This window comes from Microbispora sp. NPDC049125 (genome assembly GCF_040802045.1).
Classification (GTDB): domain Bacteria; phylum Actinomycetota; class Actinomycetes; order Streptosporangiales; family Streptosporangiaceae; genus Microbispora.
The window spans coordinates 1-23,303 of sequence record NZ_JBEZDW010000036.1 but is presented as its reverse complement, the minus strand read 5'-3'; the positions used below and the strand labels follow the sequence as shown (position 1 = coordinate 23,303).

Here is a 23,303-nt window from a genome sequence, read left to right as displayed (position 1 = left end):
GCAAAGATTCCCCACATCGGTCAGTTCAGGTCCGCAGCGACCTCCAGACGCAGGTAGGCGTCGACCCAGGCCTGCTCGGCCGCCTCGTCGCAGTCGTGGGTCCGCGTCGCCGCGAAGGCCGTGACGGCCTGCGCGACGCGGTGCAGCCCGAGCACGGTCAACCGCCGCGCCGCGGCGGCGAGCCGGTCGTCGTAAGCCGGCGACAGGTGGGACAAGCCGTGATGGGCCACTTCTGCGAGCAGCCCTCTGGTGTCGATCAGAGCCGCGGTGAGCGGCTCGTGCCGTTCGTCCTCGGCGACCATGAGAGTGCCGCTCCCACCGGCGGGCTGGAGGTCGGGGACGACGACCCGGCCGCCGGCCGCCAGGCCGACCGGTTCGATGACGACACCGCCCGCTGTCCGCCCGACCACGCCGCTGACGAAACGCAGCTCGCCCTCCTCACCGGCGAGCACGGCGGCCAGCGAGTCGAGGCGTCCGGGAGCGGCGCCGCTGTGAGTGGCTCTGACGATGGCCGTGCCGCCCGCCTGATCGGCGATGACAGCGTCGAGACGCTGGTCTCCGGGTGCGTAGGTGACGGCCTCCACCCGGGCGACGGCGACGACCCGGACCAGTTCCGCCTCCACCCGCGGACGGATGGGCCGCAGTGTCAAAGCGTCGAGCTCACGGCTGAGCGCCGCGAAGTCGGTCACCACCAGAGACGGCGGCAGTTCGCCCCAGTCACCCTGTGACGGGCTGACCGTCGTCTTGGAGATCCGCCCGGCGGCCAGGCGCACCGTCCGACTGGCGCTGCGGCCGGCGGACTCCGTGACCAGGGTGCCGCCGGCCAGGGCGGCCAGCGTGGACGTGGCGATCCGCCGCCGGGCCAGCGCCGCCCCGTCGTCGTCGCCGTCCCACTGACGGCGCAGGACCAGCACCATGGCGCTGTCGCCGTGGGCCAGGTAGACCTCGGCGATCCGCTGGTCGCCGAGACCGCGGATCCGGCAGCCCAGGCTTTCCAGCCGCGCCCGGCGCAACGGGGTCTCGGCGGCCTCGGTGGTGCCGAGCACGCTGCTGCGCGGGGTGGCGCCCGGCCGCGTCACCGCGCGGTGCCGGGCGTGCAGTTCGGCGATGTGGCTCGCGAGCAGTTCGGGACGGTAGTGGGAGCTACGGTCGCGGTAGGAGGTCAGTTGCTCGGCGAGGTCGCCGACGGCCAGCAGCGGCCATTGCAGCCCGGCGGCGTCCAGGTGGCGCCGCACGTCGGCGATGGTGGCTTCGAGTCCCTGCCCGATATTCGCAGCACCCTCGCGCAGGACCGTGCCGGCCAGGCCCAGCGCCCGCTCCAGCCCCGATCCGGCACCGGCTTCGGCCTGGCCGCCGACGTCGATCCGCACCTCGGGGACGCCGGGGTGCAGCTCGTCGGCGACCCGGAACGCCCACACCGCCAGGGCGATGACGTCGTCGCGACTACCGGCGACGGTGTCGGTGTGGACGAACCCGAGATCACCGGGGACCAGGAAGCGCACGGTCGCGGTGGCCAGCTCGACCTGCGGCACCGGATCAGCGGAGGTCGCGCGGCGCACCCGCGCGGTGAATCCGGCTCTCTCCGTACGGCGAGCGGCGGCCATCAGCCGGGCCCCGATCTTGGCGGTGAGTTCGTCGTCGGTCACCTGCCCCGGTGACCAGGGCAGGGGCTGTGGGGCAGCCTCGGCGGGCAGGCGTTGGTAGGCGAGGATCACCCCGATGACGTGCCGGCAGACGCCGGTGGCGCCGCAGGTGCAGCGGGCCAGGTCGAGGCCGCCGGGAGGCAGGGTCGCGGTCACGCCGTCGGAGAAGCCGCCGTGCACGGTGCCGTCAGGGTCGGTCCGAAGCTCCGGCGCGGCCTCCTTGCCGGCACGTTTGACCAGGCCGCGGTTGGTGAGCGCGGCGAGGGAGTCCGCCGTGAGCCCCAGGAGATCTGTCCTCATCGGCCCACGTGCTCCGCCACGAAGGACGCCAGTTCGCCGGGTGTCATCGCGCCCACGTGGGCTCCGGCATCGGCCAGACGCTGCGCCAGCTCCCGGTCGTAGGCGGGATTCGCCTGCTCGTCGAGGGCGGCCAGGCCCAGCACCTTGCTGCCCTGCGCCACCAGGTCGCGTACGACGCGCACCAGCCGGTGCGGATCACCGCCCTCGTAGAAGTCGGAGATCAGCACGACGATCGCGCGGCGCGGCTGATCCACCAGGCCCGCGCCGTACGCCGCCGCGCGGGCGATGTCGGTGCCGCCGCCGAGCTGGACCTTCATCAGCAGCTCCACCGGGTCGTCGACGTCGGCGGTCAGGTCCACCACTTCGGTGTCGAAGGCGACCAGATGGGTGCGCAGACCGGGCAACCCCCACAGGCAGGCGGCGGTGACCGCCGAGTGGATCACCGAGTCGACCATCGACCCGGACTGGTCGACGAGCAGGATCACCTGCCACTGCTCAAGGTGGCGGCGGGTGCGGGAGAAGAAGTACGGGGTCTCGATCACCACCTTGCCGGTCTCGGGCTGGTAGCGGCCGAGGTTGGCGCGCAGGGTCCTGACCATGTCGAAATTGCGGGCCAGTCGCATGCGGCCGGGCCGTCGCACCTTGGTGCCGGAGAACGCGCTGCGGACCTCGGTGGCGAGCTTGTCCATCAGCTGCCGGACGACCTGCTCCACGATCCGCCTGGCCAGCCGCAGCACCTGCGGGTTCATCAGGTGCTTGGTCCGCAGCACCGCCTTGAGCAGCGCGGGATTGGGCTCGATGCGCGCCAGCACGGCCGGGTCGGTCACCACGTCATGGATCTCGTACCGCTCGACCGCGTCACGTTGCAGTCGTTCGACGGTCTCCTTGGGGAACAGCCGGGTGATGTCGTCGAGCCAGTCGAAGGTGGTCAGCGTCGACTCGCCCGTCCCGCCCTGCCGTCGCACACCGCGCCGGCGCAGGTCCTCGTCGCGGCCGTAGAGCCAGTCCATGGCCGCGTCACGGGCGGCGGCCTGAGCGTCGAGCCCCTGCCCGCCGAGGCATGCGCCGCCCGGCTCGCCGAGCAATAGGCGCCACCGTTCCAGGGTGGGGTCGGTCATGATGTGATCAGTCCCTCCCGGCGCAGCGCCGCCTCGACCCGTTCGTCCAGTGCCCTGCCCGCGGCCACCAGCTCCGGCGCCGCTTCCAGCCGCATCAGGTCCCATCCAGACGCGCCGCCGGCACGCCGCTCGACCAGGCGAGTGGCGATGAGGTGCCGTTCGCGGGGCGGGAAGAACCCGAACGCCTGGCGCAGCGCGGGCAGCGCCACCAGGAAGTCGTGATCGGTCATCTCTCCGACCAGCTCATCGAGCAGCTCCAGCATGCCGGCGGTGTGCAGCACCTCCTCGCGGGCGAGCGCGAACAACCCGGCCAGCCAGTCCCCGGCTGACGCGGGGACGAACGCGCCGCGCACCGCGCGAGCGGGGTCCGCGGGGGCCGTGCCACGCAGTGACCAGCCCAGACCCAGCGCCGCTCCACGCAGGTCGGGGGGCACGTCCTGGCAGGCGGCGATCCGGTCCGCGACGCCCAGCGCCGCGCGTATGTCCAGCCCGAGCGACGGGCCGGCGTTCCTGAGGGCGTCGCGTACGGCGGTCATGGCGTCGATGCGCTGGAGGTCGGCCGGTGCGGGGCCGCCGCGCACGCCTTCGGCCAGCCACAGCGCCCGGCGGGTGGCGGCCTGGACGACCGTGCCCACGGTGGTGCCGCCGCCGGTGTGGAACAGGTCGTCGTGGCGCCACATCGCCAGGGCGACGGTGAGGGTGCGGCCCAGCGACCCCAGGTCGGCCGCCGCGCCGACGGCCCGCGCCAGGTCGTCCAGCACCTGTCCGGCCAGCTCGCCGATGCCGCACAGCGCCGTGTCGAACAGAACGCCGGCCAGCTGGTCCAGGTCCGCGCCCGGGATCCGTTCGGCGAGGGCGGCGGCCGCCGCCTCCTGCGGGGCCACGCCATACCCGCCGGCCTCGATCAGCGCGGGCAGCCGGTCGTCTGGCTCGGTCAGCGTCCATCGTTCGACCAGCTCCGTGCCGCCTCCCGGACGTGGCCCTGAGGTGCGCACCACGCCGGGGATCCGCAGCACCCGCAGCCGGTGCAGCAACCGGCTGCGCTCGCGGCCGGCGTCCTCGGCGAGGTCGAGCCGTTCCTCACCCGGACCGCCCAGCACCGCGAGAACCGCGTGGACCAGCGGTGGCAACGGAGTCGAGTGATGCAGGCGGCCCACCCGGTCGCCGTTGAGGGCCGCGATCATCTCCACGATCACGGGGTGACTCCCGGCCCGCAGCGGGCCGCGGGCCGACCAGGGCAGCGGGGTCTCCAGAGCCTCGCTGACCAGCGCGCCGGCCAGGCCGTCCAGCACGTCGACCCGGGCCGGATGGGGATGACCGCGCATCAACGCGATCCCGTCCGCGGTGGCCCGGGCGGCGATCAGGTCCGCGGTGGACACCGGCTGACGCCGGGCGCGCAGCCGGGCGGTCACCGCCTCGGTGAGCCTGCGTGCGGCCTCGGCGGGGCCGGACTCCCACAGGTGCTGGTAGTAGCCCGGCGACGGCATGCCCGACTGGTAGCCGTCGAAGGCGTCCAGCCGCCGGAACGAGTACGGCACCAGGTAGCTGCCGACGACCGCGTCCGAGGGCGGCCGCGGCACCTCCGGCCAGCTCCGGTCACCCTGCTCCGCCAGCCGGATCAACGCGGGACGGTGGAAGCCGCCCGTGACAACGACCACCGGCCTGTCGCCCGCGTCGGCCACGGCGGCCCGGATCCACTGCGCCATGTACGCCTCGCGGGCCATGTCGTCCGGCCCGGTCCGCGTGTCGCCGCGCACCAGGTCGAAGTAGGCGGCCAGCCGTTCGGCCAGCCCGCCGGCCGGCTCGATCTCGAAAAGGTGGTCCCACAACGCGTCCACGTTGTCCACGGCGAAGGTGCGGCACAGCCGTCCGGTCACCTCGCTGTAGCGGATCTCCGCGTCGGCGTAACGGTTGCGGACTTCGGCCAGCGCCGGATGCCAGGCCGGCAGGTCGATGAAGCGCAGCTCGGCGCCGGTGTCGCGGCCCGCGGTCAGCGCCGTCCACTCCGGGGAGTAGTCGCACAGCGGCGTCCATGAGCCGTGCCGCCGTTCCGGATCCCGGTAGCCGGTGTAGACCGCGATCGGCAGCTCATGCCCCAGCAGGAGCTCGCCCATCCTGTGGTTCATGTCCGCCGGGCCCTCGACCAGCACGTACGCGGGCCGTACGGAACGGATGGTGTCGGCGACCAGCCGGGCGCAGGCGGGGCTGTGGTGCCGCACGCCGAGGAATGTGACCGTCATCGTCAGCCCGGCAGCAGGTGGCGGGCCTCGTACAGGGCCTTCCACTGGTCTCCGGGCCGCCTCTGCTCCAGATATCTGCGCAGCTTCGCCAGGTCCTCCGGATTGTCCTTGGCCGCCGTACCGGCCAGGCAGGAGACCAGGTCGGCGGCGGTGCCGGGCTCCCCGCGCAGGAACCAGCCGCGCAGCCCGACGGCGTGCGCGACCGAGACGGCCTCGGCGGTGCTCATCACCCCCGACAGCCGGTCGGTGGCGTCACCGCGCGCGGTCTGCCCCTCGCGCAGCTCCCGGAACGCGGTGACCAGGACCTCCAGCACGTCGCGCCGTGGCGGCGCGCCGACGCCTGACCGCTTCAGCAGAGCGGTGGCCTCCGCCTCCACCAGCCGCAGCTCGGTGCCGAAGTCGGCGATCGGGAAGACCGTCTCGAAGTTGAACCGGCGCTTGAGCGCGGCGCTCATCTCGTTGACGCCGCGGTCGCGGGTGTTGGCCGTGGCGATGACGGTGAAGCCCTCCTGGGCGAACACCATCGCCTCCGGACCGGTCAGCTCCGGCACGGCGAGCACGCGGTCCGACAGCGGCGACAGCAGGCAGTCCTGCACCTCAAGCGGGCATCGGGTGATCTCCTCGAAGCGCACCACTTTGCCCTCGGCCATGCCGCGCAGCAGCGGAGCGGCCACCAGTGAACGGGTGGACGGGCCCTCGGCGACCAGCAGCGCGTAGTTCCACGAATACTTGATCTGGTCTTCGGTGGTGGCCGCCCCGCCCTGGATGGTGAGCGTCGACGTTCCGCTCACCGCCGCGGCGAGCAGCTCGGACAGCAGCGACTTCGCCGTGCCCGGCTCGCCCACCAGCATCAGCCCGCGGTTGGTCGCGAGCGTCACCAGGGATCGGTCGATCAGCGAAGGATCGCCCACGAACTTGCGGCTGATGCCGAGCTTGTCGTCCCCGAGGACGAAGCTCCGGGCGGCTCGCAGGCTCAGCGCCCAGCCGGGCGGACGGTCGCCGGTGTCGTCGTCCCGCAGCCGGGCCAGCTCGCCGGCGTAGCGGATCTCGGCCGGGGGCCGCTGGACGTGCTCGTTCATCGGGTGATCTCCCGGAGGTCGCGCAGGATCTCGGAGGCGGTGATCGGATCGAGGCCGTCGAGGGCGATCCCCTCAAGGGTCTGCTCGTCGGCGAAGTCGAGATAGCCGATGGCGATGCCCGGATCGAGGCCGATCGTGACGGCTCCACCCCCTGGTACGTCCCGCTCGATCCAGAACTGGAGGCCGGCGTCCTGCGGCGTGCCTCGCCGCCAGCCACGCCGTTCCAGGCCGATCACCTTGACGGTCGGGATTCTGGCGCCGCTGATCTCGGCCAGCAGCGTCTCTTCCGGGGCGTATGTCTCCCGGCCCAGTTGCGGGAACGGCTGCAGGATCTCGTAGTCGGCGAACACCTCGGCCCAGGCGGCCAGCTTCTCCCCCAGCTCCAGCGGGTGCGCCACCCCCACGACGGCCTCGTCGGGCAACAGCAGGGTGTCGTCCTCGGCATCGGCGAAACTGCGGTCCTCGGCCACGCGCAGGGCGCCCGTGAGCCGGCCGGAGGGGTCGTAGAGGCCCCACACGAGCCGCCGCACGATGTGCCAGAGCAGTGGATGACCGACGAGCAGCCGCTTGAACTCCTCACCGCTCCAGCGGCGCCGGTTCACCATGGCCTGCTCCAGCCGGCTGATGTTGTCCGCGGCCACGGCGCGCACGTCCTTCTTCAGCCCGGCGAACCGCTGGTAGCCGGAGGGGGCGAGCTCCGGATCGTCGTTCGCCCCTGGCTTGGGGAGGTTCTTGAGCCGCTTGCCCGCGGCGTCGGTCACGTATGGCTTGAGCTGCTCGTCGAAGCCGACGACGAACCGCCTGCGGCCGTAGTCGAGGGTCAGGCTGCCGTCGGCGGACAGCCCGAAGTCCGGCACCAGCCGGTCGGCCAGCTCCTGGGGCGTCAGGCCGAGCTCCGCGGCGACCTCGTCCATCTTCTGCCTGGCCCGGCCCTTGAGCCCGGTGAACTTGACCTTCTCGGCGATGCCGTGCAGGTGCATCAACGCGACCTCGGAGCCGATGGCGGCCAGCAGGTCCAGACCCGCGACCGCACGCGCGTGCCCTCCCTCGCCGGGCCAGGTCCTGATCAACGGCGTCAGCCGCCGGACGGTCTCGTCGTCGCCGAGCAGTGCCAGCGCGTCCATCACCCAGCTCTCCTTGGACGGGTAGCCGGCCGCCTGCCAGCGCTGGAACAGCGCCCAGCCGAAGTCCGCGAGGCTACGGCTGTCGCAGGCCTCCTTGACCGCGGTGAGACCGGCGTACGGATCACCGGGCCGGGAGATGGCCAGCATCGTCACCACGTGGCGGGCCGCCTCAACCGGCAGCGCACCGCCGTCGCCGCGCAGGTGGATCGGTGTCACGATCGCCACCTCCGCCCACTCGGGCAGCGCGGGCATCTTGGCAGGCAGCGCGTCGAGCGGGTCGGCCGAGAGCAGGTCGGCGATCGCGGCCTCGGCGACGGGGCCATAACCTGTGGCGGCCGCCGCCACGACGTCGCGGTTGCCGCCGGCGGCCAGCGCCGCCAGCGCCTGCTCGGCCTGTCGCCGGGCCGGGCCCGGCCTGCCCAGAGCCTCCGGGATCAGCGCCATGGCGGCCGCCTCAGGGTGGCGCGCCAGCCACGCCAGCGCGGTGGCGCGCACCGACTTCAGCCGGGCCAGCCAGTCGGCCATCAGCACAGCGATCTCCGGCCCGGCGAACGGGAGCAGCACCGGAGCCATCGCGCCGGGGCTGCGCCGGGCACAGTCCAGGACCAGGGGCAGCGCTGCCAGCTCGAACCTGGCGACCACCCTCGGCATCCATTCGGAGGCTCCGTACGTATCAGCCGGGCGCCACTTCCCGAGCAGCGGTCCGGCCAGCTCCTCAGGCCCGGAGACGAACAGGGTGATCTCGTCCCACCAGCTGCCGTGCCGGCCGCCGGCGACCTGGTCGGCGACCTCCTTCCAGCTCCGGTGCCAGACCTGATGCCATGAGTCATGCCCCGGCGGGGCCGCACGCCATCTGTCCCGCTCGCCCGGTCCCCACACCACCGTCGTCTCGTCGGCACACACCAAGTCACTCACCACGACCGGCTTGCGTGCCGTACGCGGACGGGTCCAGGGCGGGCTGACCAGCACCTCGGGCAAGGCCTCAAGCGAAGCTGTGGGGACGGCCGCGGCGGTCGCGATCTTCCTGATCCGCTCGGCGGCGGCACCGTCGACGCTCGTGAGCACCTCGTCCACCAGGTCGGCATGGGCCAGGACGTGGGCGCGCAGCAGCAGGTCCGCGACCTTGCCACCGGAGGCGGCCAGCATCCGCATCGCCCGGCGCGGGAATCGGGCCGCCGCGCGCAGGATCGCCGGCTGGGCGTACTTGGAATCGATCCGATCGAGGAGCGCCCGCATGGCCGCGTCGGCCGGCAGCTCGGCGAGCACGCCCAGCAGCCGCCGCCGGCTTTCCGCGTCGTAGAGCTCGTCGAACCAGCTGGTCAGAATCGGAACGGCCGCCTCCCCGATGCCGTCGACGAGCGTGACGGGCAGAGCGAGGGAGTGCATCACCGAGTAACCCCGCACGTGGCTCATGATGACCGCGGTGTGCTCAGGCGTGCTGACGGAGGCGACAAGGCCGAGGGCGAGCTCCGGATTGACGCGGCTCACTTCGGCGCAGTCGGCCGCGACCCACTCGACCTCGGTAGGCGCCAGGTAGGAAGCCGCCACCTGATGGCGGAGCCCGCCTGCACGGCTCCTCGCCAGCGCCGCGACGACCTCGGCATACTCGGCGTCCGATGCGGCCACGAGGGCGGCACGGACCCGCGCCGCGACATCCATCCAACTCCAGCCGTACCACTGGCCGTCGGATTCACCGGCGGCCAGCCGCTGAAGCGCCGACCCGCGCCCGTTGGAGAACAGATTCAGCGAGGCCATCTCCGTAACGGCCACCGCCGCGAACACCAGGCCGCGTTCGACCAGCCAGGTTTCGGCGAACAGGAGCAGCTCCGTCCGTTCGTTCCATGGCAGCCACGTGGCCGTCAGACCGGCGACCACCGCCGCGCCCAGCGGTGTGGCGGTGGGCTCCCCGGCCAGGTACGCCGCGCCCGCGGAGGCCAGCTCCGGGTCGGGACACTCCGCCAGCGAGTCGAGGATCAGCTGCCGGCGCCCGTTCAATCTCGCGGCGAGCTCCTTGGGCGCGCCCGCGTCCGGCCGCTTCACTGTGACCTTCACTCCACCCCGCCGCGGATGAACAGAGCGCAGCCAAGCGGCCGGCATCGCCAGCCGGTCCTCATCCTCAACGCCGCCGGTCACCGGCGGGGAGGTCACCGGCGCGGCGACTGCTTCGTCTTCCGTATAACCCTTGCGTAATTTCTCCGCCACCAGCTTGTCGGCCGCCGCCGCGGCGGAGGCGGCGGAGTCGAACGACTTGACCTGCGCCTGACCGGCTGCGCCCAGCCGTCCATACCGAATGTTTAGCTCCGTACCGTTTTGCCGGACTTCCCAAAACTTCGCCGAACCGCCGCCGACATAGGTCAGCACCCGATCTGCGCTCATGCCAATGCCTCCACGCTGGGTTTTGGAGAGCTCGTCGTTCAGGCGACGGAGTAACCGCGCTATCTCCGACATCTCATCCCGTGATCGCCAGTTGCGAGTATTGCGGGGAGGACTGACAAATCGCGCTCACCGTATTGCCGGCGGATTCAGCGCCACGAAATAGGCGTGGATCGTCCGGTGACCGTGTAGACGGCGCCGGGCGGTCGTTCCGGCAGTGCCACGGGAGGGAGCCGTAGCCCGAGGACGTGGGCGTCGCCACGTACGGCGGCCGGCGACGGACCCCGGCGAGGGCCGGCGAGCACGGTCCTCGGAGAATGGCCCTATGACGGACCACGTCATCTTGTTCTCCTACGGCACGCTGCGCTGGCGCGACGTGCAGCTTTCGGTGTTCGGGCGCGAGGTCGCCGGCACTCCCGACCGGCTGCCCGGCTACCGGCTGTCCATGCTGGAGATCACCGACCCGGACGTGATCGCGGTCAGCGGCGCCACCCACCATCCGATCCTGACGGCCACCGGCGATCCCGCCGACATGGTGGAGGGCACCGCGCTTCATGTCACCGCGGACGAGCTCGCCGCGGCCGACGCCTACGAGGTCGGCGACTACCGGCGCGCGCTCGTACCGCTGGCGTCCGGACTGCGCGGCTGGGTGTACGCCGCGGATCACGGGGAGGAGACCGCCAGCACGTGGCGGTCTCCCAGCTCGTAGAAATCAGGACGCGGCCCCTCCGTCACCGGAGGGGCCGCGCCTGTTCACTGGCTTCGAGGGTTGTCTCGCCTGCCGGTCAGACCACGACGCAGGGAATGCCGTTGAGGGTGAAGGCGGTCGGTTCGGCGGTGTTCCCGGTGTGCGTGGCCTGGAAGCCGAAGTCGATGGTCGCCCCGGGGGCGATCGTGCCGTTGTAGCTCACGTTGCGGGCGCTCACCTGGCCGCTGGAGGGCGAGTAGGTGGCATTCCAGCCCGAGGTGATGGCCTGGCCGGACGGCAGGGTGAAGACCAGCGTCCAGCCGTTGATCGTCGAGGTCCCGGTGTTGGTGACGCTGATGTTCGCGGTGAAGCCGTTGCCCCAGGGGTTCATCGTGTAGGCGACCCGGGGGCCCGCGCCGCCGCTGGGCGACGGACTCGGCGACGGACTCGGCGACGGGCTGGGCGTGGGAGTGGGAGTAGGGGTGGGGGTGGGCGACGGGCTGGGCGTGACACCGTTCAGGCTGGTCACGAAGGTCATCACGCTTCGGGCGGGAAGCGTGACGGTGAGGGAGCCGTTCGTCATGGTGAGCGCGCTTTGGGGCGCGACGGTCCTGCTCGCGTCCGTCAGCCAGTTGGAGACACTGCCGGACGCGGCGCTGTTCGACAGGGTGAACTGCTGGCTCGTCGACGAGGTGTTCTTGTTGACGGCGACGATGACGACGGTGTCACCGCCCCGGTACGCCGAGACGTAGACGTTCGACGCCGGGTTCGCCGTCGCGTCGATCCGCACATATCCGGGACGGACGAACCTGGAGAAGTGCGCCATCATGGCACCGCGCTTGCTGATCTGGCCGTCCTCACGCATGGGGCCGTAGCTGCGCCGGATGGTCCACCAGACGTAGGTCTGGAACTCGGCCTCCACCATGGCGCGGTGGATGTGCTCCCCCAGGTCGAGCGCCTGGGGCCAGGTGTCCCCCGAATCGCTGCTGTTGGGGTAGTAGACCTCGGTCATCCAGAGCTCTTTGCCCGCGCCCTTCTGCTTGAACAGGGGGTAGGGGAAGTTCGCGTACGACGTGCCGTAGAGGTGCGCCCCGATGATGTCCACGTTGGCGAGCGCCGTGGCGTCGTTGAGGATCGGGTCCGACATGGACTTCACGTACTGGAAGGACTCGGGCGCGATGACCTTGGTGTTGATCGAGCCGGCGTTCTCCCGCAGGAACCGGACGATTTCGGCGCTGGTCCACCACGTCCAGTCCTGCGCGTAGTCGGGCTCGTTCTGCACCGATATGGCGTACAGGTTCACCCCGTTGTTGCGCATGTACGTGGTGAAGTCGTTCAGGTGCTGGGCATAGGCGGCGTACGAGCTGTACCTGAGGCGCTTCGCGTTGGTCTGGCTGCCGCGGGTGAAGGTCTCGGTCATGCTGGCCGGGGGGTTCCACGGCGACGCGAAGACGGTCGCGCCCAGCTCGACCGCGCGCTTGGCCGTCGCCAGGTCCCGGCTCCAGTCCGACTGGTTCTCGTTGACGGGGATCCTCAGGATGGAGAACCCCAGGCGGCCCTCACCGGCGCCGAACGCCGTGTCCCTCTGGGCGGCCGTCAGATCGCCGATCCACAACGCGTGGGCCATGCCGCCGAAGCCTTTGATCGTCTGCTTCTGTGCCGACGGGTTGATGGTCGCCGTCGCGGCCGCGGCCTCCGTGGCCCGCACGACCGACGCCGCGACCGTGATGACCGGTACGGACCCCAGTGTCGTCAGGACGGATCTCCGGTTCAGCAAGCTTCGCTCGCCGCTCACGGGCTCATTCTGATCTTGCGTCATGTCTCGTCCTTCTGGCTGTTGGTGCTGATCCGCGCCTTCTCGGTCCCCTTGGCCCGGTCGGCACCGTTTCCTGCGCCGCCACGGTGATTGACCTTGGTCCCGATGCCGACGACCTTTCCGGCTTTGATCGACTGCCGTGATTGTTGGCGTTAACAATTCGTCTTGTGAACCGGCACGCGAGGGAGACGAAGATGCGGGCCGCTCAGATGATCGCGGAGGGTGATGCTTCAGCGGAGTGTGGTTTCCGCTCTCGGCACGGGTCAAGTACGAACAGACCGATGAGCAGGCGAACTGTGCGAATGCCTCACCGGAGGTGAAAATTTCAGGTCAGGAGGTTACGGCCGCGCATCGGCTCCGCCCCAGTTCGCCGGGGTTCGCCGGGTCGTGGCGAACATGGCGAACATGGCGATCCACAGCGCATGGCCGCGAGGCCGGCGACCGTCGCCGCGACGACGGCGAGCTGACGGTGACGGTCACCCCGCCGGCGTGAACACCCACACCTGATGGTCCTCGTCCCAGTCCAGGACGGGGTCCAGCAGCCTGCGCATCTCCGGGATGCCGTCCAAGGCGTCCCGCTCGACCATGAGCGCGTAGGCACCGAGCTGCTCGTGGAACCGCACAGTCGCGTAGTGGTGATCTTCGCAGAGCAGTCTGCGCACCATATCTCTGCCCCGCAGCGTTCTCTTGAGAAGATGAACGAGGGCGAGCAGCTCCTTTTCCGCGTTGAGCTGGCAGCGAATGTGCCCACATCGCGCGGCAAAGGGCCGGTCGGCCCAACGCCGTTCCATGTCCTTCTCCCAGGCCGCCCGAAGGCTCTCACGCGCCTCGTCGCTGTCTGACGGAATCCACACCTGGTGTTCATCGCTCCAGATGCCGTCGGGCACAAGGCTCTCGAAGGACGGCACGCTCTCGGGAAGCTCCCCCGTCGGGACGATCACCCAGCAGCCGAGCTCCTCGTGGAACCTGATGGTCGCCACGCGGACTCCGTCCGCCTCAAGGTGCATTCGAGCGTCGTTGGAGAAATCCTGCTCCAGGCAGTAGTACAGGAACCGGTGGACCGACTCGCCCGCCTCTTCGCCGAGCCCGTCCTTGTCCGTACGCTCGCGGGCGAACAGGATGATCAGGTCGTGCATCCGCCATCGCTCGGGCGGGACCCCGTGCTTCCAAACGTGCTGCTCCAGCAGATGAGCATGGGCCAGTTCCAGAAGGCACGGTCGCATCTCGTGGGGAGTGGTACGGCACAGCACCGCCGCTCCCTCGGTCGTCAGGTATGGCTTGACGGGGGTACCGGTCAGCCGCCAGAGCTCAAGCATCTCTTCGTCGACCGTGTGGCGCGGCTTCCAGGACAGCAACACAAGGTGCCGCCGCAGGTCCTTCGGCAGGCGCTTGTAGGAGAGCCGGAAGGCGGCCCGGACGCCCCGCTGCCTTTTATCCGGATATTTCAGCTTGTCGAGCCGGGTGCCCTCGTCGGTGAGTTCGTCGGCCAAGCCGGTCAGCGATCCGAATCTGTCCCCTTTCAACAGGGCCGCGGTGATCTGCAGGGCCAGCGGCAGGCGCCCGCACAACCTGATGAGGCGACGGGCCTGCTCCGGGCTCTCCTCAATGCGCGTGTCACTCTCGTCGGCCAGGCGCAGCGCGGTTCCGAGAAGCTCGATCGACTCCTTGGCCGTCAACACGCCGAGCTCGAAGTTGTAGGCGCCGGTCAGGGACGGCAGCCAGTGGCGGGAGACGGCCAGGATCCGGTGGTCGCCGACCCCGGGCAGCAGCGCCTCAAGCGCATCGGCGGAGGGCACGTTGTCGATCACGATCAGCACCGGGTCCCGGCGCTCGGCCAGGGCGGCACGGTAGAGCGCGGCCCGGCCGGCCTCGGTGGCCGGCATTTCTCGCACACCCAGGGTCCACAGCAGGGTCTCCAGCGCGGACTCCGTGGCCGCGTTTCCGGCGTAACCATCGACGTCGGCGAACAACGCGCCGCCGGGGAAACGGCCATCGCGCAGCGCCTCGTGCGCCACGTGCAGCGCCAGCGCGGTCTTGCCGACTCCGGGCATGCCCGCCAGCACCACGGTGCGCCGGGCGTCGAGCTCTGCCAGCACCTTCCTGACAGCACGCTCGCGGCCGACGAACCCCTCAGGCTCGCGCGGCAGACTGATCACGGGCGGCTTCGACGGGGCCGGCTTGGGTGACCTGGGTGTGCTCAGTGGCCTGACAGTCGCGGCCTTCTCCCAGTACTCCTTCCAGAGCCTGCGCTGGGACTTCCACCAGGAATTATCGGGGTTGTACGGCGGCGGGCTCCCGGCCTTCTCCAGCAGCACGCGCACCAGTGCCCACAGCCGCTGGAAGTCTCTGGGCGCACGACCCTTGGCGTACCACTCTCCGACCGTGCTCGTGCTCATGGCCTGCTCTTCGAGGAGCAGACCGTTCGCGTCCCTGATCATCTCCGCGCGCGTCAACCCGGGAACCCGCTCGCACGCCCGCCGCTCCAGTGCGTTCAACTGACGTGCCAGCACCGTCATGTATCCGATCCGATCCGCATCCGACTTCGCGGTCACCGGACACCCCCGTGAGCTGGGCGTTCGGGCTCCCGGTCGTACCTGTCCGATATCTCTTCATTCGCCGCGGAACAGGCACTGAACTGATGCCTATGAAGCCCGAGACACTGATGCTGATACCGGTGTGCGTGACCTTCGCGGCCGTGCTGATGGTCGCCATGGCCATCCACGGATGCACCCCTGCTGAGCGCGCACGGGTGCTGCGCGCGCTCGCGGAGGTCATCCGCGCGCTGTGGGGGAAGCGATGATCGCATGGCACAAGCATGAGGCGCACACGGCCGACCCCGCCAGCCACCCAAGGGCCTGTGCGGGAACCACGGCGACGACCACGACAGGTGCCGCCGGGCTTGGAACCGCGCATGGAACTCCAGGCGGCTCCCGCCGGCCGACGGCGCACGCCCTGGCCGGCGCGGGGCACGCGCCAGTCGCGCGCCGAGAGGAGCCGTCAGGAGACGGTGAGCGTGCCGTCCGGGTTACGGGCGCACGTGACGATCGTGCGGGGCGCGGCGGTGAGGGCGCCGGTCAGGCACTGGCCGAGCACGGCGTGGCCCGCGGCGTTGGGGTGCCACGACTCCTGGCAGGTCTGGAAGTAGGTGACGCAGGTGTTCGCCAGCCGCTGGATGCCGATCTTGTCCCAGCCGGACAGGCTGGTGACGGGCGTGCCGGACGGTCCGTCCTGCACCCGGAGCGGCGTGGCGAGCGCGCCCGCCGGGCTGCCGGGGTTCTCGCAGAGCCGGGCCCCGTCGAAGGCCTTCTGGACGTCCAGCACGCGCAGGTCGTCCGCCGGGCGCTCAGCCGTCAGCGTCGCGTAGGCGTTCTCGACCAGGGAGCCGAGGTTCTGGGAGAACACATGCCCGGGGGCGAGGCTCGCGCGGTGGATCGGGCAGCCGGCGGCGTACCGCTCGGCGCCGAGGGCGCGGAACTTGTCGCGGGTGTCGGTGCGGTCGTCCTCGTCCCGGTACTGCGGGGCGACGTCGAGCGGCATCGGGTTGGTGTAGGTCTGCAGGACCACCCGGTGGACGCCGTCGGCGTCGATCTGCGCGAGGGTGTCGAGGATCTGGCGCAGGGCGGCGGTGGTCTCGGCGGTTGCGGTGGCCAGCTCGGCGTCCGTGGCCAGGTCCGAGGCGGTGCAGGGCTCCTGCGGCACCTCGCCCTCCAGGTACGCCCAGAACTCCCACCAGCCCGTCCAGGCGTCGGCAATGAAGCGGTTGGCGCACACCGAGGCCACGTCGCCGAAGGTGAACTGTGAATTGTTGGAGCCGAGGCCGATGAGGACGACATCGATGTCGTGGGTCTGGGCGACGGCACGTAGCTGGTCGAGCTGCGAGGCGACGGAGCGGCCCTTGGCGCGGGCGCCGGAGGGGTTGGCGATGTCGGCGGGCTGGCCGCCGGAGCACGCGAGGTTGAACCGGTCCTGGATGCCGGGCAGTGACGCCTTGAACAACGAGGCGTTCGCCGACCGGTGGCAGAAGTAGGCGTTGCCGTTGGCCGCCGACCAGCCGGGGAAGGCCTGCGCCGTGCCGGAGGCGTCGACGACGGGCTGGTAGTCCCCCGCGCCCTCACCGCTGACGAAGCTGTCGCCGAGCGCGACGGCGGCGGTGGGCAGGGCCGCCTGCGCGGCCCCGCCCTGGACGACGTGGATGCCGGCCGCACCCATCAGGAGTGCGGCCAGCGCGGCCGCACGTCGTAGACCCCTCACAACCGCTCCACTTCTGTTCTCCTACGGCACCTGTTACCTGGCGTGGCCGAATCAGCTCGCGGTGCAGGTGACGGGGGACGGGACGCTGTTGGCGCCACTGGCGTTTCCGGTGAAGCCGAACGTGGTGGAGGCCCCGGAGCCGAGTGCGCCGTTGTAGTTGACGTTCTTCACCGTGACGGCGGCCCCGGACTGGGTGACGGAGCCGCTCCAGAGCTGGCCGACCGTCTGGCCGTTCGTGAAGGTCCAGCCGGCCGTCCACCCGCTGATCGCCCGGTTGGCGGTGACGGTCACCTCGGCCTGGAAGCCACCCGGCCACGTGTTGACCAGCTTGTACGTCGCCGTACAGCCCTGCCCGGACGACGGGCTGGGCGACGGAGAAGGCGACGGGCTGGGCGACGGTGAAGGTGACGGTGACGGCGACGGCGACGGCGACGGCGACGGCGACGGCGACGGCGACGGGGTCGGCGACGGGGAGGGTGACGGGCTGGGGCCGCCTCCACCGGCCTTCAGGACCGTGATCGAGTACGGCGGGAGAGTGATCGAGGTCGCCGAGGAGCCCGTGGTGGTGCTGATCGAGGTGTTCCCCTTCTGCCACTGCACGACGGTCGGGCTGCCGCCGGGGGAGAACCCGGAGTAGGACAGCGAGACCGTGGTGGAGTTGTTCAGGTCCTTGTTGACCAGCACGACGTTCATGCCGCTGGAGGTCTTCACCGCGTGCGCGGCCAGCAGCGAGTTGGACGAGGACGCCTGCACGAGCGTGTCGCCCGGCGCCCCGGCCCTGCCGACCATCGCCAGGCCGTAGTACGGCGGGAACGGCGTGTTCAACGGCGGCTCCCCGGAGGCACCGGAGGAGAGGATGCCCTCGTCGTGGTAGTCGACGGTCCCGTCGTCGTTCCTGCCGGGGCTCGCGCTGGTGCCGTTGTGGAGGTTCCACCAGTCCAGGTTCATCGCGCCGTTCTCGAACCACGTCAGAGAGCTGTCGGCGGCGAACAGCGCGGCGGTGGCGCTGTTGAGCTGGTAGCTGGGGTTCAGCTCGGTGACCGTGATGCCGATGGAGGACGCCCGGCTTCCGGCGTACTTGCCGATCAGGGTGCGGAGCGTGCTGGTGATCGTCGAGACCTGCGACACCTTGGACAGGGAGTCGGCCGCCGAGGAGCCGCCCGGGTACCAGTGGACGATCACGAAGTCGGCTCTGTCCTTGACGATCGACATCACGGTGTTGTTCCAGTCCGCGCTGTCGCCCGAGCCGACGATCCCGTCGGGCCAGCCGCCCGGCGTCGTGAGCACGACCCCCACCTTGATCGAGGAGTCCACGGCCTTCATCGCCGAGATGTACTGCACGACGTTGTTCGCGTACGCCGTGGGGCTCTTGTCCGAATGGTTGTCCTGCTCCCACCCGGACCCGTAATGGCCGTTGCCGTAGACCTCGTTGCCGATCTCCCAGAGCTTGACGCCGTAGCCCTTGGTGACGTTGGCGTACCGCACCCAGTCGGCCGCCTCCTGCGCCGTACCTGTGCCGTAGTTCGCGATGATCACCGGCTGCGCACCGGCGGACCTGACGGTGCTCATGTACGTGTCGAAGTCGGTGTTGGGGGCGACGTACCCGCCGTCCGTGGTGTTGGTCTTCCAGTGATAGATGTCGCCGTAGGACCCTCCGGGGTAGCGGACCGCCGTGAAGCCGGCGTCGCGCAGCAGGCCCGGGATGGCCGAGTGGTTCATGTTCCCGTCATAAACGGCGACGTTGACGCCGTGCCCGGCCGCGGGGATCACTCCCCGCGCGCTGTTAGCGTTCACACTGACGCTCGCCGAGGTCGCGGCCGACGCTGGATCGGCGGTCACGGCGGCGATCGTCGTCGCGGCCAGCGTCGTGGCGGCCAGCAGCGCCACGGCGGAACGCCGGCGGTCGGGCAAGCCAGGCATGCGGACTCCTCGGTTCGTGTGCGCGAGGGCGCACCGGGTCTCGCGGAGACTGCGTTCGGCGCCGCCCTCCGGTCAAGCGGACGGCTCCCGGAGGGCGGCCACAGCCGCTCAAGCTGCGGTGACCCGATTCGGCCCGTGCAATTTTCAGGCACCGATCGCCGCGGTCGTCACGAGCGGCCGCGGCGATCGGCGCCAGGTCCGTCGGCCGGTCACCCCGCCGCTGCGACGATCTTCCACTTGCCGCGTGTATTTCAGTGGTCACGGCCGCGGCATCCTCTACGGCGACCGGGCCGGCGCCTCTCGGTAAGCCGTCCACCGGGCGGGCCGGCATCGGCGCCGGCCCGTCCGGTGGAGCCCCGGCGGGCGTGGGCACCACTACGAGCCGGCATGACCGCGCCACGGAATTCGACGGTTCGGAATTGCGCCGCAAGGAGAGAAGCCGCCGGAATGGAGAAAACAGCGTGTTCACGCCACGTCACCATTCACCGCACGGCTTCAACCACTGATGGCGAGAGATATGCAGCCATCCCCCGCGAATCAGTCAGAAAGTTTCGGAGGTCATCCGATAGTTTTAGTCCTGAATCGTAGGCGTGCCGCTAACAGTCGTCAAGGGCAGTGAGTGCGGCCGTCAGAACCACGCGACCCGCGACTGTCACACCAGAGATGCTCTGAACTGGCACTATGCCTTCACGGTCACGATGTCACGCTCTTCTGAGCGGCCGCCGTAACCGGGGCTCCGGGGAAGCCCTCTCATCGTGAGCCGGTCTTCGCGCCGCGACCCCGCGGCCGATGGCCAGACCTGCGTCTTCCCCACAAAGACGAGGAGTCGAAATTTTCGTAATTCACTCCGACATATTGAGTCAGACGATCCGGCGTGCTATCACTGTGAGTGTTCATATCCAGCATCGTTTATGAGCCCTGCGGAACTTCAGGGTTACGCGACAGACCCCGGCATGGCCACGATTCCCCTAAACGCGACCCCAGCCCACATTGCCAGCGCTGTTGAAACCGCCGGCGGCTCGGTTCGGACGGCCCGTTCACGCCGTCCGGCCGCCGGGGAGCTCGGCGAACCGCCGGCATGAGCCGCCACCGGACGAACGGCGGTCGTGTGATCGCGCAGTGGCCACGTGACGCCGGCCCTGCCGGCGTGGTCGCCGGAACAGATCCCGGCGTGCCTGTTCAGGCACGACACCCTCCACAACCGAACACCGGAGTAGGCATGCGAAAACACCTCATCGTGGCCGCACTGCTCGTCGTTCCACTGGTCGGGCAGGCGCAGCCGGCGTCCGCGTCGGCGGTCACCATCACCATCGACGACGGCGCCAAGTACCAGAAGATCGACGGGTTCGGCGTGTCCACGGCGTTCCGGCGCAACGAGCTGATCAAGGCGTTGCCGGAGGACAAGCAGCAGGAGATCCTCGACCTGTGGTTCAGCCGCACGAAGGGGGCCGGGCTCAGCATGCTCCGGCTCGGCATCGGGGCGAAGCCGCTGGGCGTGCCGTACGACCAGATGGTCTCGATCCAGCCCGAGAACCCCGGCGGCCCGGACGCGCCGCCCAAGTACGTCTGGAACGGCGACGACAACAGCCAGGTCTGGATGGTCAAGGCGGCCAAGAGATACGGGGTGAACCGCTTCTTCGCCGACGCCTGGAGCGCACCCGGCTACATGAAGGACAACGGCGACGCGGCGAACGGCGGCACCCTGCTGCCGGAGTGGCGTCAGGCCTACGCGAACTACCTCGTGGCGTATGCGAAGTTCTACGCGCGTGAAGGCATCAAGATCACCGACCTGGGGTTCACCAACGAGCCCGACTGGACGGCCACCTACGAGTCCATGCGCTTCACGCCCGAGCAGGCGACCGAGTTCGTCAAGGTGCTCGGCCCGCTGGCCAAGGCCGCGGGCGTGAACCTGGTGTGCTGCGACTCGTTCGGCTGGAACGAGGCCAAGGCGTACACGGAGGCGATCGAGGCGGACCCCGAGGCGAGCCGCTGGGTGAAGGTCCACACCGGGCACTCCTACGCCAGCCCCCCGACCGCCCCGCTGCCCACCAAGCGGAACACCTGGATGTCCGAGTGGGGGCCCGGCGGCAGCACGTGGGACGAGAGCTGGGACGACGGCAGCGGCCAGGACGGCATGACGGTCGCGCAGAGCATCAACGACTCGCTCACGCGCGCCAACGTCTCCGCCTACATCTACTGGCTGGGGGCCTCGGCCGGGGGCACCAGAGCGTTCATCCAGGTCGACACCGCGACCCAGACCTACCACGTGTCCAAGCGGCTGTGGGCGATGGCCGCCTACAGCAGGTTCATCAGGCCCGGCGCGGTGCGGCTCGGGGCGACGGCCTCAGACCCCGGCCTGCAGGTCTCCGCGTTCCGCAACGCCGACGGCTCTCGCGTCGTCGAGATCCTCAACACGGGTACGGCCTCCGTCACCTGGGACAAGATCAAGGGCCATGGCCGGGCCAGGGCGTACGTGACCGACGAGAACAACGCGGTGGCTCCCATCCCCCTGCACGGCAAGAGCGTGACGATCGCGCCGCGCGCCCTGACGACGATCGTCCTGGGCTGAATCGTCCTGGGCTGAATCGTCCTGGCTGGGGCGGCGAACCCGGACCGGCGCGAGCCGGGCCGGGGGGTCGCATCCCGGCACCTGACACCGATGCGCCGCCGCGTCTCACCGGCGCGGCGGCGCACGAGTCCGCGGCGGCCTGCGACCGCGGGCGGATCCGCAGAGACCCCCGGGCCTGCGACCGCGGTCAGTCCTTCACCGCGCCGGCGGTCACTCCGGCGGAGACGTAGCGCTGGGCGATGACGAGGAGCACGGTGGCGGGGATGGAGGCGACGACGGCGGTGGCCATGATGGCGTTCCACTGCTGGTTGTTGTTGCCGATGTAGTGGTAGATGCCGAGGGTGATCGGCTGGTGGCCGCCGCCGCCGTCGAGGGTGCTGGCGAAGATGAAGTCAGACCAGGCCCACAGGAACGTGAACAGCGACACCGTGATGATCGCGTTCCGGCTGACGGGGAGCACGACCGACCAGAACGTGCGGAGCGCACCCGCGCCGTCCACCCGGGCGGCGTGCATCAGTTCCTCGGGGATGCCGGACATGAACGTCGTGAAGATCAGCACCGCGAACGGCACGGCGAGGGTCGAGTCGGCCACGATCAACCCCGGCGCGGTGTTGAGGACGCCCGTGCTCAGATAGATCGCGTAGAAGCCCATCGCCATGATCACCCCGGGGATCATCTGCGCGATCAGCAGCACGAAGCTCAGCACGCCGCCGCCGCGGGGGCGCAGCTTGGCCAGCGAGTACGCCGCGGGCGCCGAGATGGCCAGGGTCAGCGCGACGGTGCCGATTCCCACGATCAGGCTGGTGATCAGATACGGCCCCTGCTGGTCGAACACCGCGCGGTAGCCCTCCAGCGTCCCGTTCACGGGGAACCAGTAGGGCGGGCTCTTGCGCATGTCCTGGTCGCGGGTGAACGACACATTGATCATCCAGTAGACCGGGAACAGCATCAGGGCCGTGAACACCAGGCCCAGGCCGGTGTTCCACCAGCCACGCCGATTCGCCGTCATGCCGGTCCCTGCCTTTTCTGCACGCGAATGTAGATCAGCCCGAAGATCAGCGCCATCAGGATCAGCAGGTTGCCGACCGCGGCGCCGGGGCCGAACGACGGCAGGAGATTGCCGAAGCCCAGCCGGTACGACCAGGTGGCCAGGGTCGTGGACGAGTTGCTCGGGCCGCCCTTGGTCATGATCCAGATGATGTCGAAGACCTTCAGCGTGTAGACGAGGCCGAGCAGCAGCGTGATCGCCGACACCGGGCGCAGCAGCGGGAGGGTGACCCTCCAGAATCGGCTCCAGCCCACCGCGCCGTCGAGCGAGGCCGCCTCGTACACCTGCGTCGGGATCGCCTGCAGACCGCTGTAGAGCACGACGAGGTTGAACGGGATGCCGATCCAGATGTTGGCGATGATCACCGACCACAACGACCACTGCGGCGAGGTCAGCCAGTTGACCGGCCCCAGCCCGAAGGTGTGCAGCAGCGCGTTGACGACGCCGGAGTCGCTGTTGAGCATCCACGACCAGGTCGAGGACGACACGATGAGCGGAAGCAGCCACGGCACCAGGAACAGCGCCCGCAAAGTCGCCGACAGCCGGAAATTCCTGATGAAGAACAACGCCAGAGCCAGCCCGATGACGAACTGGAACGCCAGCGACACCACGGTGAAGACCACCGTGTGCCACAGGGCCGGCCCGAACGTGGCGTCGCCTATCACCTTCGCGTAGTTGCCGAACCCGATGAACGGGGCGTCACCCTGGACGAACGAGCGCACCGTGTAGTGACGCAGGCTCAGCTCGATGTTGCGATACAGCGGATAGGCGTAGAACACGATCAGGTAGAGCGCGACCGGCGCGAGGAACGCCCACGCCGCCAACTGGGCCGACCAGGCCCGCTGCGTGGGCCTGCGGCGGGTGCCGCCGGATTGCCGTGCCGGGGGCCCCTGCCGCCCGTCGCCCGCCGTGGGCCGGGCCGGCGTATGTGTTGCGTGTTTCATGCTTTCCTTCGTCTGACGTCCATCGGGGCGCTTCGGTCGGGCCCGGATCCCACACGGCTCCGGGCCCGCACGTCGCTCCTACTGGGTGGCGCTCCTACTGGGTGGCGCTCGCCGCGGCGGTCTGCGCGTCGGTCATCGCCTGCTGCGGGTTCTTCGACCCGCTCAGCGCCGCCTGCACCGCGCCCCACAT

At 70.1% G+C, this 23,303-nt stretch carries 14 protein-coding genes; 3 read left to right on the top strand and 11 right to left on the bottom strand.

The window, feature by feature from the left end:
- Positions 1 to 20: 20 nt before the first annotated feature.
- The 5 genes from AB0B72_RS31550 to AB0B72_RS31530 are packed head-to-tail and all read right to left on the bottom strand — an operon-like array spanning position 21 to position 9,880.
- Positions 21 to 1,943 (bottom strand): hypothetical protein, encoded by a 1,923-nt coding sequence (locus AB0B72_RS31550; protein WP_367742915.1) that lies wholly within the window; start codon positions 1,941 to 1,943, stop codon positions 21 to 23.
- On the bottom strand, positions 1,940 to 3,061 hold the full coding sequence (locus AB0B72_RS31545) for a VWA domain-containing protein (protein WP_367742913.1): 1,122 nt from the start codon (positions 3,059 to 3,061) through the stop codon (positions 1,940 to 1,942). Before AB0B72_RS31545 ends, AB0B72_RS31550 begins: the two co-directional genes overlap by 4 nt.
- Entirely contained in the window at positions 3,058 to 5,301 is a 2,244-nt protein-coding gene (locus AB0B72_RS31540) for a DUF5682 family protein (RefSeq protein ID WP_367742912.1), read from the bottom strand. Before AB0B72_RS31540 ends, AB0B72_RS31545 begins: the two co-directional genes overlap by 4 nt.
- Positions 5,302 to 5,303: 2 nt before the next feature.
- Positions 5,304 to 6,380, bottom strand: a complete 1,077-nt coding sequence (locus tag AB0B72_RS31535) for an AAA family ATPase (protein WP_367742911.1) — start codon at positions 6,378 to 6,380, stop codon at positions 5,304 to 5,306.
- Complete coding sequence (locus tag AB0B72_RS31530) at positions 6,377 to 9,880, bottom strand: WGR and DUF4132 domain-containing protein (protein WP_367742909.1); 3,504 nt, start codon at positions 9,878 to 9,880, stop codon at positions 6,377 to 6,379. Before AB0B72_RS31530 ends, AB0B72_RS31535 begins: the two co-directional genes overlap by 4 nt.
- 322 nt (positions 9,881 to 10,202) lie before the next feature.
- Here AB0B72_RS31530 and AB0B72_RS31525 point away from each other — a divergent pair, with 322 nt between their 5' ends.
- Positions 10,203 to 10,586 (top strand): gamma-glutamylcyclotransferase family protein, encoded by a 384-nt coding sequence (locus tag AB0B72_RS31525; protein ID WP_367742908.1) that lies wholly within the window; start codon positions 10,203 to 10,205, stop codon positions 10,584 to 10,586.
- Between the two features lie 76 nt (positions 10,587 to 10,662).
- Here AB0B72_RS31525 and AB0B72_RS31520 read toward each other — a convergent pair whose 3' ends face one another.
- Positions 10,663 to 12,360 (bottom strand): cellulose binding domain-containing protein, encoded by a 1,698-nt coding sequence (locus AB0B72_RS31520; protein ID WP_367742907.1) that lies wholly within the window; start codon positions 12,358 to 12,360, stop codon positions 10,663 to 10,665.
- A gap of 497 nt (positions 12,361 to 12,857) precedes the next feature.
- Positions 12,858 to 14,897, bottom strand: coding sequence for an NB-ARC domain-containing protein (locus tag AB0B72_RS31515; protein WP_367742906.1), 2,040 nt, complete (start codon positions 14,895 to 14,897; stop codon positions 12,858 to 12,860).
- A 128-nt stretch (positions 14,898 to 15,025) separates the two neighbouring features.
- Here AB0B72_RS31515 and AB0B72_RS31510 point away from each other — a divergent pair, with 128 nt between their 5' ends.
- Positions 15,026 to 15,181, top strand: coding sequence for a hypothetical protein (locus tag AB0B72_RS31510; protein ID WP_367742905.1), 156 nt, complete (start codon positions 15,026 to 15,028; stop codon positions 15,179 to 15,181).
- A gap of 197 nt (positions 15,182 to 15,378) precedes the next feature.
- Here the strand turns inward: AB0B72_RS31510 and AB0B72_RS31505 are convergent, their stop codons facing one another.
- Both AB0B72_RS31505 and AB0B72_RS31500 read right to left on the bottom strand, forming a co-directional pair.
- Positions 15,379 to 16,632 (bottom strand): hypothetical protein, encoded by a 1,254-nt coding sequence (locus tag AB0B72_RS31505; protein ID WP_367742904.1) that lies wholly within the window; start codon positions 16,630 to 16,632, stop codon positions 15,379 to 15,381.
- 51 nt (positions 16,633 to 16,683) lie between these two features.
- Positions 16,684 to 18,552 carry a cellulose binding domain-containing protein gene (locus AB0B72_RS31500; protein WP_367742903.1) on the bottom strand — a complete coding sequence of 623 codons (1,869 nt, stop codon included), beginning with the start codon at positions 18,550 to 18,552 and terminating at the stop codon, positions 16,684 to 16,686.
- A gap of 1,219 nt (positions 18,553 to 19,771) precedes the next feature.
- Between AB0B72_RS31500 and AB0B72_RS31495 the strand changes: the two genes are divergently transcribed.
- Positions 19,772 to 21,121: a glycoside hydrolase gene (locus AB0B72_RS31495; protein ID WP_367742902.1), complete on the top strand. Its 1,350-nt coding sequence runs from the start codon at positions 19,772 to 19,774 to the stop codon at positions 21,119 to 21,121.
- A gap of 187 nt (positions 21,122 to 21,308) precedes the next feature.
- Here AB0B72_RS31495 and AB0B72_RS31490 read toward each other — a convergent pair whose 3' ends face one another.
- On the bottom strand, positions 21,309 to 22,130 hold the full coding sequence (locus AB0B72_RS31490) for a carbohydrate ABC transporter permease (protein WP_367742901.1): 822 nt from the start codon (positions 22,128 to 22,130) through the stop codon (positions 21,309 to 21,311).
- Positions 22,127 to 23,113 carry a carbohydrate ABC transporter permease gene (locus tag AB0B72_RS31485; protein WP_367742900.1) on the bottom strand — a complete coding sequence of 329 codons (987 nt, stop codon included), beginning with the start codon at positions 23,111 to 23,113 and terminating at the stop codon, positions 22,127 to 22,129. The genes AB0B72_RS31490 and AB0B72_RS31485 overlap by 4 nt, the downstream gene beginning before the upstream one ends.
- Positions 23,114 to 23,303: the final 190 nt, after the last annotated feature.